Source organism: Methylobacterium sp. WL12, assembly GCF_008039475.1.
In the GTDB taxonomy this organism is placed as follows: Bacteria; Pseudomonadota; Alphaproteobacteria; order Rhizobiales; family Beijerinckiaceae; genus Methylobacterium; species Methylobacterium cerastii.
The window spans coordinates 1-12,420 of the sequence record NZ_VRUW01000108.1 but is presented as its reverse complement, the minus strand read 5'-3'; the positions used below and the strand labels follow the sequence as shown (position 1 = coordinate 12,420).

10 protein-coding genes are annotated in these 12,420 nt (G+C 72.5%); 5 read left to right on the top strand and 5 right to left on the bottom strand.

The window, feature by feature from the left end; translation table 11 throughout:
- Positions 1–7 precede the first annotated feature (7 nt).
- The 5 genes from kdpB (at position 8) to FV226_RS24505 (ending at position 6,912) form a co-directional block, all read left to right on the top strand.
- Positions 8–2,098, top strand: a complete 2,091-nt coding sequence (gene kdpB / locus FV226_RS24525; protein WP_147764964.1) for a potassium-transporting ATPase subunit KdpB — start codon at positions 8–10, stop codon at positions 2,096–2,098.
- Positions 2,099–2,127: 29 nt separating this feature from the next.
- Positions 2,128–2,730, top strand: a complete 603-nt coding sequence (locus FV226_RS24520) for a K(+)-transporting ATPase subunit C (protein WP_147754249.1) — start codon at positions 2,128–2,130, stop codon at positions 2,728–2,730.
- Positions 2,731–2,768: 38 nt separating this feature from the next.
- A complete protein-coding gene (locus tag FV226_RS24515) occupies positions 2,769–5,498 on the top strand; it encodes a sensor histidine kinase KdpD (RefSeq protein ID WP_147764963.1) in 2,730 nt (909 codons plus the stop codon).
- Positions 5,495–6,205 (top strand): response regulator transcription factor, encoded by a 711-nt coding sequence (locus FV226_RS24510; protein ID WP_147764962.1) that lies wholly within the window; start codon positions 5,495–5,497, stop codon positions 6,203–6,205. Before FV226_RS24515 ends, FV226_RS24510 begins: the two co-directional genes overlap by 4 nt.
- 137 nt (positions 6,206–6,342) lie before the next feature.
- Entirely contained in the window at positions 6,343–6,912 is a 570-nt protein-coding gene (locus tag FV226_RS24505) for a peptidase S14 (protein WP_147754246.1), read from the top strand.
- Positions 6,913–6,916: 4 nt separating this feature from the next.
- On the opposite strand, the gene FV226_RS24500 is transcribed toward FV226_RS24505, so the two are convergent.
- The 5 genes from FV226_RS24500 to FV226_RS24480 all read right to left on the bottom strand — a co-directional run bounded on the left by FV226_RS24500 (position 6,917) and on the right by FV226_RS24480 (position 12,178).
- Positions 6,917–9,223 (bottom strand): TonB-dependent receptor, encoded by a 2,307-nt coding sequence (locus FV226_RS24500; protein WP_147764961.1) that lies wholly within the window; start codon positions 9,221–9,223, stop codon positions 6,917–6,919.
- A gap of 64 nt (positions 9,224–9,287) precedes the next feature.
- Positions 9,288–9,674 carry a hypothetical protein gene (locus FV226_RS24495; protein ID WP_147764960.1) on the bottom strand — a complete coding sequence of 129 codons (387 nt, stop codon included), beginning with the start codon at positions 9,672–9,674 and terminating at the stop codon, positions 9,288–9,290.
- A 14-nt stretch (positions 9,675–9,688) separates the two neighbouring features.
- Positions 9,689–11,008 (bottom strand): PepSY domain-containing protein, encoded by a 1,320-nt coding sequence (locus FV226_RS24490; protein WP_246691726.1) that lies wholly within the window; start codon positions 11,006–11,008, stop codon positions 9,689–9,691.
- Between the two features lie 38 nt (positions 11,009–11,046).
- The gene (locus FV226_RS24485) at positions 11,047–11,664 is read right to left on the bottom strand and encodes an SCO family protein (protein WP_147764958.1); all 618 of its coding nucleotides are present in this window, start codon (positions 11,662–11,664) and stop codon (positions 11,047–11,049) included.
- On the bottom strand, positions 11,654–12,178 hold the full coding sequence (locus FV226_RS24480) for a copper chaperone PCu(A)C (protein ID WP_147764957.1): 525 nt from the start codon (positions 12,176–12,178) through the stop codon (positions 11,654–11,656). The genes FV226_RS24485 and FV226_RS24480 overlap by 11 nt, the downstream gene beginning before the upstream one ends.
- Between the last annotated feature and the right edge of the window lie 242 nt (positions 12,179–12,420).

Sequence of the window (12,420 nt, the reverse complement as noted above, 5' to 3'; positions counted from 1 at the left end):
ACCCCCCATGTCCCGCCCCTCCCAAAACCTGTTCAGCGCGGCCCTCGTCGGCCCGGCCCTCCTCGGTGCCGTGAGGAAGCTCGATCCGCGCCTGATGGTGCGCAACCCGGTGATGTTCGTCGTCGAGGTCGTCGCCCTGCTCACCACGATCCTGTTCGTGCGCGACGCCGCGACCGGGGCGGCGGACCTCGCCTTCTCCGGGCAGATCATCCTGTGGCTGTGGTTCACGGTGCTGTTCGCCAACTTCGCCGAGGCCGTCGCCGAGGGGCGCGGCAAGGCGCAGGCGGAATCCCTGCGCCGCACCCGGACCGAGACCCTGGCCAAGCGCCTGACCGGTCGAGGCGAGGCCTACGAGACCGTGCCCGGCAACGGCCTGAAGGTCGGCGACGTGGTGCTGGTCGAGGCCGGCGACATCATCCCCTCGGACGGCGAGGTCATCCTCGGCATCGCCTCGGTCAACGAGGCGGCGATCACCGGCGAATCCGCCCCCGTGATCCGCGAATCCGGCGGCGACCGCTCGGCGGTGACCGGCGGCACGCAGGTGCTCTCCGACGCGATCCGGGTGCGGATCACGGCGGCTGCCGGCTCGACCTTCGTCGATCGGATGATCGCCCTCGTCGAGGGCGCCTCCCGTCAGAAGACCCCGAACGAGATCGCGCTCAACATCCTGCTCGCCGGGCTGACCCTGATCTTCGTCTTCGCCGTCGCCTCGATCCCGAGCTTCGCATCCTACGCCGGCGGCGCCATCCCGCTGATCGTGCTGGTCGCCCTGTTCGTCACGCTGATCCCGACGACCATCGGCGCGCTCCTGTCGGCCATCGGCATCGCCGGCATGGACCGGCTGGTGCGCTTCAACGTACTCGCGATGTCGGGCCGCGCGGTGGAGGCGGCCGGCGACGTCGACACGCTGCTGCTGGACAAGACCGGCACGATCACGCTGGGCAACCGGCAGGCCACCGCGTTCCGCCCCGTCCGCGGCGTCACCGAGCAGGAGCTGGCCGACGCGGCGCAACTTGCCTCGCTCGCCGACGAGACGCCGGAGGGGCGTTCGATCGTGGTGCTGGCCAAGGAAGGCTACGGCATTCGTGCCCGCGACATGGGGCACCTCGACGCCACCTTCGTGCCCTTCACCGCCCAGACCCGGATGAGCGGCGTCGACCTCGCCGGCGCACAGATCCGAAAGGGCGCCGTCGAGGCGATCGTCGCGGCGGCGGGCGGCGGCCCGGTCGCGACGCGGGGCTCGAGCGCGGCGCTCGCCTACGCGCCGACCGCCTCGACGGAGGGCGTCGAGGAGGTCCGCGCCATCGCCGACGAGGTCGCCCGGGCCGGCGGCACGCCGCTCGCCGTCTCCCGCGACGGGCGGCTGCTGGGCGTGGTGACGCTGAAGGACATCGTGAAGGGCGGCATCCGCGAGCGCTTCGCGGAACTGCGCCGCATGGGCATCCGCACGGTGATGATCACCGGCGACAACCCCGTCACCGCCGCCGCGATCGCGGCCGAGGCCGGCGTCGACGACTTCCTCGCCCAGGCGACGCCGGAGGACAAGCTGGCGCTGATCCGCAAGGAGCAGGCGGAGGGCAAGCTCGTCGCCATGTGCGGCGACGGCACCAACGACGCCCCGGCTTTGGCGCAGGCCGACGTCGGCGTCGCGATGAACACCGGCACGGTGGCGGCCCGCGAGGCCGGCAACATGGTCGACCTCGATTCCGACCCGACCAAGCTCATCGAGATCGTCGGCATCGGCAAGCAGCTGCTGATGACGCGGGGCGCGCTGACCACCTTCTCGATCGCCAACGACGTGGCGAAATACTTTGCCATCATCCCGGCGATGTTCCTCGGGCTCTACCCGCAGCTCCAGGCGCTGAACGTGATGGGGCTCGCCTCGCCCCAGAGCGCGATCTTGTCGGCGATCATCTTCAACGCGCTGATCATCGTCGCGCTGATCCCGCTGGCCTTGCGCGGCGTCGCCTACCGGGCGGTCGGGGCCGGGGCACTGCTGCGCCGGAATCTCCTGATCTACGGCTTGGGCGGAATCCTGGTGCCCTTCGCCGGCATCAAGGCGATCGACCTCGCCGTCACCGCGCTCCACCTCGCCTGATCTTTCCCTTCGCGTCCCGAGACCCCGCCATGCTGACCCAGCTTCGCCCCGCACTCGTCCTGCTGATCGCGTTGACCGCGCTCACCGGGCTCGCCTACCCCCTGGCCATGACGGGGCTCGCCGGCCTCGCCTTCCCGAGCCAGGCCGCCGGCTCGATCGTCCTGCGCGACGGCCGACCCGTCGGGTCGAGCCTGGTCGGCCAAAACTTCACCAGCGCGCGCTACTTCCAGGGCCGGCCCTCGGCCACCGTCGCCGCCGACCCGGCGGATGCGGCCAAGACCGTGCCGGCGCCCTACAACGCCGCGAACTCGTCGGGCTCCAACCTCGGCCCGACCAGCGCCGCGCTCGCCGAGCGGGTCGGCGCCGACCTCGCCCGGTTGAAGGCCGAGAACCCGGGCGTGCCGGTGCCGGTGGACCTCGTGACCACGAGCGCGTCGGGGCTCGATCCGGACATCTCGCCCGAAGCCGCCCTGTTCCAGGTGAAGCGCGTGGCGGCCGCGCGGTCGCTCCCCGAGCCCTCCCTCCGCGACCTCGTCGCGGGGCAGGTCCGCGGCCGCTGGCTCGGCCTCCTAGGCGAGCCGCGGGTGAACGTGCTGGCCCTCAACCTCGCCCTGGACGAGATGGCGAAATAGCCCCGGTCGCCCCGTATTCCGCGTAGGATGCGCGCTCGATGACCGAGCCGAGCCGAGCCCCCGACCGCCCCTCCCCCGACGCGCTGCTCGACGCCGCGCGCCGGGCGGACCGGTCGCGTGGGCGGCTCAAGATCTTCCTCGGCGCCGCGCCCGGCGTCGGCAAGACCTTCGAGATGCTGACGACCGCCCAGGCCAAGGCCCGCGCCGGCCTCGACGTGGTGGTCGGCGTGGTCGAGACCCACGGCCGTGCGGAGACGGAGAGCCTGCTTTCCGGGCTCGAGATCGTCCCGCGCCGCGCGGTCGCCTACAAGGGCACCCGCCTCGACGAGATGGACCTCGACGCGCTGCTCGCGCGCAAGCCCGCCCTGGCCCTCGTCGACGAGCTCGCCCACACCAACGCGCCGGGCTCGCGCCACCCGAAGCGCTACCAGGACGTCGAGGAGCTGCTCGACGCCGGCATCGACGTCGACACCACCCTCAACATCCAGCACGTCGAGAGCCTGAACGACGTCGTCGCGCAGATCACCCGCATCCGGGTGCGCGAGACCGTGCCCGACGGCATCCTCGACCGGGCCGACGACATCGAGGTGATCGACCTCAACCCCGACGACCTGATCCGGCGGCTGGAGGACGGCAAGGTCTACCGGCCCCGCAACGCCACCCGCGCCCTCAAGCACTACTTCTCCCGCGGAAACCTGACTGCTCTGCGCGAGCTGGCCTTGCGCCGCACCGCCGACCGGGTCGACGACGAGCTGCTGAGCCACATGCGTGCCCACGCCATCCCCGGCCCCTGGGGGGCGGGCGAGCGGGTTCTGGTCTGCGTCAGCGAGGATCCGCGGGCGGCCGGCCTGGTGCGCTACGCCAAGCGCCTGGCCGACCGGCTGCACGCGCCCTGGACCGCGCTTTCCGTCGAGGGGCCGCGGGCGCAGGCGCTGTCGGAGGCCGCGCGCGACCGCATCGCCGACACCCTGCGGCTGGCCGACCGCCTCGGCGGCGAGGCCGCGACCGTGCCGGGCTCGCGGCGGATCGCCGACGACATCCTGGCCTATGCGCGAAGCACCAACGCCAACCACGTCGTGGTCGGCAAGTCCGAGCGCTCGCGGCTCTTCGAGATCCTGAACGGCTCGGTGGTGCGCGACCTCGTGCGCGGCTCGGGCACGATCAGCGTCCACGTCGTCGCGGGCGAGGCGCAGAGGGAGACGCAGGACGCGGACCCGCCGAAGCCCCTGCGCACGGCCGCCCCGGAGCCCGCCCGCTCGGCCTGGCCCTACGCGGTCGCGCTCGGCGCCGTCGCCGTCGCCCTCGGGATCGCGCTCGCCTTGCAGCCGACGCTGGGGGTCGAGAACGCCGACCTCGTCCTGCTCACCGCGGTGGTCGCCGTCGCGGTGAGCTTCGGGCTCTGGCCCTCGCTCGCCGCCGTGGTGGCCGCGTCGCTCGCCTACAACTTCTTCTTCCTGCCGCCGCTCTACGCCTTCACCATCGCCGACCCGACCAACGTCGCCGCCTTCTGCCTGTTCACGCTGGTCGCGGTGCTGGTCTCGAACCTCGCCGCGCGCACCCGCGAGGAGGCGCTGGTGTCCCGGGCGCGGGCGGTCGCGAGCGAGCGGCTCTACGGCTTCAGCCGCAAGCTCGCCGGCTGCGGGACGCTCGACGACGTGCTCTGGGCCACCGCCTACCAGGTCGCCGCCAGCCTCGAGGTCCGCGTCGTGCTGCTCCTGCCCGAGGCCGGCGCGATCGCGGTGCGGGCCGGCTACCCGCCCGAGGACACCCTCGACGCCGCCGACCTCGCCGCCGCGACCTGGGCCTTCGACAACGACCGCGCGGCCGGCCGCGGCGCCGACACCCTGCCCGGTGCCAAGCGCCTGTTCCTGCCGATGCGGACCGGCCGCGGCACGCTCGGCGTCATCGGCCTCGATGCCGACCGGCCCGGGCCGATCCTCTCGCCGGAGAGCCGGCGCCTCGTCGATGCGCTCTCCGACCAGGGCGCGCTCGCCATCGAGCGCGTCCGCCTCGTCGAGGACCTCGACCGGGCCGAGCGCGCGGCCGAGACCGACCGCCTGCGCCAGGCCCTGCTCACCTCGATCTCGCACGACCTGCGCACGCCGCTGGCCGCCGTGCTCGGGGCGGCCACGACGCTGCGCGACCTCGACGACGCCCTCGACGGCACGGAGAAGGCCGACCTGCTGGCGACCGTCATCGCCGAATCCGAGCGCCTCAACCGCTTCATCGCCAACCTCCTGGACATGACCCGCCTGGAGGCCGGCGCGGTGGTGCCCAACGTCGCCCTCCACGACGTCGCGGAGGTCGCCGACACGGCGCTGCGGCGCATGGACAAGATCCTGGCCGCCCACCGCGTGGCGGTGGAGATCGCCAAGGACCTGCCGCCCTTGCGGCTCGACCCGGTGCTGTTCGAGCAGGTGCTGGTCAACCTCCTCGACAACGCCGGCAAGTACGCGCCCGAGGGCTCGACGATCCGCCTGCTCGGGCGACGGGAGGGGATGCGGGTGCTGATCGAGGTCCTCGACGAGGGCGACGGCCTGCCCGAGGCCGACCGGGAGCGGGTGTTCGACACGTTCTACCGCGTCGCCAAGGCCGACAGCGTGCGGGCCGGGACCGGCCTCGGCCTACCGATCTCGCGCGGCTTCATCGAGGCGATGGGCGGCACCGTGACCGGGGCCAACCGCCGCGACCGCGCGGGCGCGGCCTTCACCATCACCCTGCCGGTCCCCGCCGAGCCGGCCCGGACCGCGTCGGAGCGGGCCGCATGACCCTGCACGTCCTCGTCGTCGACGACGAGCCGCCGATCCGGCGGCTGCTGCGCACCGGGCTCGGGACGCAGGGCTACGCCGTGCTCGAGGCGCCGGACGGGCGAACCGCCCTGGAGACCTTGCGCCGCAAGGCGTCGGGCCACGAGACCGTGGACCTCGTGATCCTCGACCTCGGGCTGCCCGACATGCGCGGGCACGACCTGCTCGCCGAGATCCGCAAGGCGCATCCGGCCCTGCCGGTGGTGGTGCTGTCGAGCCGCGACGACGAGACCGGGAAGGTCGAGGCGCTCGACCTCGGGGCCGACGACTACGTCACCAAGCCCTTCGGCATGGGCGAATTGCTCGCCCGCATCCGCACGGCGCTCCGCCACCAGCTCGCGACGGAAGGGCAGCGCCCGCTGTTCCGGGTCGGCCCTCTGAGCGTCGACCTCGTGCGCCGCATCGTCCGGGTGGAGGAACGCGAGGCGAAGCTGACGCCGCGCGAATACGACTTCCTGCGCGTGCTGGTGCAGCATGCCGGCAAGGTGCTGACCCACGCCCAGCTGATGGGCGCGGTCTCGGCCTCGTCCGACCCGCAATACCTGCGGGTCTACATGCGCCAGCTCCGGCAGAAGCTGGAGGCCGACCCCGAGCGCCCGCGCCTGCTGCTCACCGAGACCGGCGTCGGCTACCGCCTGCGCGCGCCCGACGACGGCCTGTCGCGCTGACGGGTTCCCGGATGCGGATCTTTTCCTGAACGAACCCGTCCGGCGCGGGTTGTGCAGGCCGTAGAGCCGGCGCGCATCGCGGCGTCGCCGGCATCGCAAGGCCACAGCTCCCCATGGATCAGACCCGAGATACGACCTTGGACACGACGCCCCTGAAGGCCGCCGACTTCGCGGCCCCGACCGTCCTGCTCGCCGGCACGGTGGATTACGACATGTACAAGGACTTCCGGCGCCAGATCGGCCAGGCGCCGTGCGACGGGCTCGTCGTGGTCGAGCTGACCACGCTCGGCGGCGACCCGGAGGTGGCGCGGATGATGGGCGAGGACATCCGCTTCAAGAGCGCGATGAACCCGCAATGCCGCTACGCCTTCCTCGGCAAGGCGGCGATCTACTCCGCCGGCACCACCTTCATGAGCTTCTTCACCCGGAAGAACCGCTACCTCACTCCCGGCACGCGGCTGATGATCCACGAGCGCAAGCTCGCCAAGGAGCTTCAGATCAACGGCCCGCTCACCACCTGCATCGCCACGGTGAAGGCGACGCTCCACGAGATCGAATGCTCGATCGCGATCCAGAACGAGGGCTTCGCCAACCTCGTCGAGGGCTCGCAGGTGACCCTCGACGCGGTGATCGAGCGCGCCCCGTACAACTGGTACATCGAGGCCGAGGAGGCCCGCCGCCTCGGGCTGATCGAGGCCGTGATCTGAGGGTTCAGAACGCCAGCTTCATCCCCGCCACCACGTTGCGCGGGGCGCCAGCGTAGATCGAGCCGGTGACGGCGGCGAGCGCGGCGGCGCCGTTCTGCACGCCGGTCGTCGCGCTGATCGAGTTGGCGAGGTTCTGGGCGGAGGCCGCGTAGACCGTGTCGAACACGTTGCGCACCTCGGCGTAGACCGTGAGGCGCTTGGCGTAGCCGCCCACCAGCTCCGTCGCGTAGTGGACGTTGGCGTTGACGACGGCGTAGCCCGGCGCCTTCAGCTGGTTGGCGTTGTCGAGGTAGAAGTCGTCCTGGAACACGGTCTCGACGAAGGCGCCGAGCCCGGCGAGCGGCCCGGCCGGGACGTCGTAGCCGATCCGGGCCAGCAGCTGGTTGGCCGGCACGCCGGGGATGCGGTTTCCGGCGCGGTCGAGGCGTCGGGTCAGCGCGCCGGCGCTGAGCTGCTCGACGTAGCGGGTGTAGATCTGGTCGTCGAAGGTGTAGGCGGCCACCCCGCGCCAGCCCGGCGCGAAGGCCCAATCGATCCCGACCTCAATGCCGCGATGCTCGGATGCCGGGGCGTTGAAGGTGTAGCTCTGCAGGCCGGCGCCGGGCGATTGCGAGACGAGCTCGTTGCGGAAGAACTCGTAGAAGCCGGTGACGCTGAGGCGCAGGTTTTCGGTCGGCGTCCACTCGGCGCCGAGGTCGAAGCCGAGGTTCTCCTGGGTCTGCAGCCCGGTGTTGTTGCCGGGCAGGCCCGCCGCGGTCACGAACAGGTTGCTCGCCGCCGGCGTGGTGTACCCGGTGGCGACGCGGCCGCGGAACGCCCACTCCGTGCCCGGGCGGTAGACCAGCGCCAGCTCCGGGGCGACGTTGAGGAAGGTGCGGTTCACGTCCGCGATCGTCGTGGTCGCGCCCGTCGCAGTGTAGGCGTAGGCGAGGTTGCGCCCGGTGATCGCCGTGCCCTCGGCGCTGATGCCGACGACCCCCGTCCACCGGTCGGACAGCGCGACCTCGGTGCGGGCGCGGCCGCCGAGGTTCGACTGCACCGCTTCCTGCTCGCCGATCAGCGCGCCCAGCCGCGGGCCGCCATAGGGCGCGCGGTTGTAGGTCGAGATGTGGTTGTCGATCGTGTTGTAGGCCAGCGCCACGTAGCCGACCGCCGGCAGGCCGAACAGGTCGTAGCGCCGGGTCGCGTCGGTGAGGAAGTTCCAGGACGGGTACGAGCCCCGCGAGGACGTCGCGTAGAACGGCTGGTTGAAGTTGCGCTCGTCGAAGCCGAGTTGCGTGCGCCACGTCGTCTGCGCGTCGATGTCGTGCTCGTAGCGCGCCGCCACGATCGTGCGCCGGTCCTTGCGCCCGAACCCGGCCTCGTCGGCGGTCACGCCCACCGTTCGGCCGAAGGCGCCGTTCACCATGAGGTTCGTCAAGGTGCAGCCGGCGGCGGCGGTCGCGGCCGCCGCGCAGCCGCGCTGGTACGGGTTGGTCCGGAAGTCGTTGAGGGAGGACCGGGCGGCGAGGTCCGCCTGCAGGTCGTTGTTGATCACCTTCAGGGTGAAGCGGTTGTCCGGCGTCGGGGTGTAGCTCGCGAGCAGGTCGATGGTCTGCGTGTCGTAGGACGCATGGTCCTGGTAGCCGTTGGCGCGCACGTCGCTGGCGAACAGGCTGATCTCGAACGGGCCGCTGGCGCCGCCGACCGTAAAATAGTTGCTGAGGTAGCCGAAGCTGCCGGCATCGGTGCCGACCTCGTACCCGTCGATCTCGCGGCCGGTGCGGGTGCGGAAGGCGATCGCGCCGCCGGTCGCGTAGTTGCCGAACAGTGCCGATTGCGGCCCGCGGAACACGTCGATGCGGGAATAGGCCCGCGGGTCGGCGATGTCGAAGCGCGAGGCGCCGTCGGGTTGGGTCAGGACGAACCCGTCCTCCAGCACGACCGTGTTCTTGATCACGCCGGTGGAGCGGGCGTTGTTGCCGCGGATCGAGATGATCACGTCGCGCCCGCCGTTGCCCTGGCGCACGGTGACCCCGGGGCTGTTGGCGAGCACCGCGCCGATGCTCGTCGCCGGCCGGTTCTCGATGGTGTCCCGCCGCCCGATCTCGGTCACGACCTGCCCGACCGGATGCTCGATGACGCTGGGCGCCGAGCCCTGCGGCGCGGCGACGCCGAAGGGGACGGCCGCCGCCGGGCCGTCGCGCTCGCCCACGACGGAAAGTTCGGACAGCGTCACGCTCTCTTCGGTGGGCGCGGCGGCGAGGGGAACGGGACAGGCGGACAGGAGCAGGATTCCGGCGCGCAGCCGGAGTTTTGACGGAAGGGACATCGGCTGGGCTCGTCTGATCGGGAGGCAGGCGGGAGCGGCCCGCCGGAAGAGGTCCAAGGTTCGATCAGAGCGGGGTCGGCGGTGCCCTCGGCCGGCCGGCGAGCGGCGGGCGATGTGCGGTCCGGGCCGGCGGCGGGGTCGGCCAGGCGACGGGCGACCAACGCAGGATCCGCGCTGCCGGCTGCGGCGCGGGGACGGCCGGCGCGGCAAGCCCCGCGGCGCAGAGCGGGCAGGCGTCGCAGCCGGGCGTGGGCAGCGCCGGCTCCTCGGCGGCGGGGGCGTCGAGGGCGTGGCCGCAGATCGCCGACAGGCCCGGCGACGCAGGCTCGGCCGCGATCCGCAGGGCGGCGAGCGGCACGATCGACTGCGCCCAGATCGCCAGAAGGATCAGCGCGGTGCCCACGGTCTCGCGCCAGGTCGGGCGGGCGTGCAGGGCGCTCGAGGGCTTCATGGCCGGTGCCCTCCTCACGCGGCCCTGCGCGGGCGCAGGGTCTGGATGCCGAGGTCGAGGCCGAGCATCGCCAGGATGACGAGACCGGTGAGCGGGAAGAGCAGGCCGAGGCCGAGCACCAGCCCGGTGACCCCGGCGGCGATCCGGCGGTCGCGGGGCCAGGGCGGCACGCCGAGCCGGCCCGCGGGACGCCGCTTCCACCACATCGCCGCGGCGGTGATCGAGAGCAGGATCGTCGCGAGGCAGAAGGCCAGCATCGCGAGCTGGTTGGCGCGGCCCCAGAGATCGCCCTTGTGGAGGCCGATCCCGTACTGGATCGCCCGCCCCACCCCGCCGATGTCGGAGAACCGCACATCGACGAGGGGTCTTCCGGTGTACTGGTCGAGGGAGATCAGGCGCTGGCGGCTCACGGCGCGCGGATAGGCGGCCGCGGCGTAGACGTCCGTGCCGCCGGCCGGCAGCGCGACCTCGAAGCCCGCCGGCATGCCGAGCCCGTGCAGGATCGCCACCGCCCGGTCGATCCCGATCGCCACCAAGGGGTCCTGTGGCCGCGAGAGCGGAACCGGCGCGTCCTGCATAGTCCATCCGGCGGCGCTCACCCGCTCGCCCATCGGGACGGCGGAGACCGCCTTGTCGGCCCAGAGCGCCCGCGGCTGTCCGAGGCCTGCCGCGTTCGACCAGGTCCTGAGCTGGGCGCCCCAGACGATCGACCACGGCAGGCCGGTCGCGGCCAGGAAGACGAGGCCGGCGCCGGCCACCAGCCCGGTGACGGCGTGAAGGTCGCGCCACCAGACCCTTTGCGCCGGCCCTGCGCGGATCGTGACCACCCCGCCGCCTCGGCCCCGCGGCCACCAGAGATAGGCTCCGGTCGCCACGAGGATGATGGCGAAGCCGGCCACCACCTCGACGACGCCGTTGGCGACCGGCCCGAAATAGGCGAGGCTGTGCAGCCGCCGCACGACCATCATGAGTTCCCGGTCGGCCGCGACCCGGTCGAGCACGTCGCCGGTGTTGGGATTCAGAAAGACCAGGATGCGGCGTCCGTCCTCGACGAGCGTCACCACCGCGGATGCGGTCGCGTCGGCCGGCTCCGTGAAGGTCGCGGCCTCGGCGTCGGGAGCGGTCTCCAGGGCGTTGAAGATCAGCCGGTCCGGACTCAGGGGCGCCGTGGCCTCGGCCGCGACGACGGTCCGGGCCGCGAACAGGGTCGCGTTGATCTCGTCCTTGAACAGGTAGATCGCCCCCGTGGCCGAGAGCAGGATCAGGAACGGCAGGCAGAGCAGGCCGGCGTAGAAATGCCAGCGCCAGACCGCCCTGTAGACGGCGTCGCGCACGTTCGGTCGCGGTCCGCCGACCTGCTTCGCCCGGCCGCTCACAGGAGGGCCTGGATCTGCCGGAGGGCGAGCCCGTGCCCGGCCGCGAGGTCGAGCGGGCCGACGAAGCCGCCGTCGCGGTCCATCAGGTAGACCATCAGCGTGTGCTCGAGGGTGTAGTCGCCCCCCGGCAGCGGGACCTTCTTGGAGAACACGCGGTAGGACCGCGCCACCCGGTCGATCTCCGCGCGGGTTCCGGTCAGCCCCGTGATCGAATCGCTGAACGAGCCCATGTAGTCGCGCAGCACCGCGACGTCGTCGCGCTCGGGATCGAGGGTGATGTAGTAGGCGCCGATGTCGCCGCCGGCCTTGTGCAGGTCGTCGATCAGGTTGGTCAGGTCGGCCAGCGTCGTCGGGCAGACGTTCGGGCAGCGGGTGAACCCGAAGAACACCAGGAAGGGCTTGCCGGCGAGCGTCGCCGAATCGAGGATCCCGCCCTTGGACGATTGCAGCCGGAACGGGCCGCCGACCACGGACATCGCCGGCTTGGCGGGGCCGCGCGGCAGGCTCGCCACCACGCCCCCGGCGATGCCGAGGATGCCGACGAGCACCACCGCCAGGATGCCGTGGCCCGCCCGGCGCTGGGCCGGCGTGACGGGAGGCGGATCAGTGGCCATGGTCGTGGCCGGCCGCCCCGTGCCCGCCCGCCCCGTGGCCGCCCTCGGGAGCCTTCGCGCCGATCGCCTCCACCGCGAACTCGACCGGGACGGTCCCCGCCTTCTCGAACTGCAGCGTGCCCTTGACGCGCTCGCCCTTCTTCAGGGGGGCCTGCAGGTCCACGAACATCATGTGGTAGCCGCCCGGCGCGAGCGTCACCGTGGCGCCCGGCGCGATGACCAGGCCGCCCGCGACCGGGGCCATCTTCATCACCGTGCCGTCCATCGTCATCGAATGGATCTCGACGTGGTCGGCCCCGGTCACCGAGGCGCCGAGCAGCGTGTCCGGCGTGGTGCCGGTGTTGGTGACGCTGAGGTAGCCGCCGCCGACCTTGGCGCCGTTCGGCGTCGCCCGCGTCCAGGGGTGGGCGATCGCGAGCGCGCCGGCCTTGTACTCGTGGGCGCCGGCGGGGACCGCGAGCAGCGCGAGGGCGACGAGGGAACCGGTCGCGAGAAAGCGGGACAGGGTGGACATGGGATATCTCCTAGAAGGGGATGGGTCGACGGCGGCCGTGCACGGCCGAACGGATTCGAAGGGGGCGGCGTCCGGGCGGACCGGTTCGGGCGGAGCGCGACGGCGACGCGTCGGGCTCGCACGCCGCATCGGTCGGGGCGGAGCCGAAGCCTTGCCGCGACACGGGCGCGACGACACGGCGCGCCGCCGCGTTCCGGCGCGGGAACGCCGGGGCGACGTGTGGTCAGGCGGTGGGTGGGGCG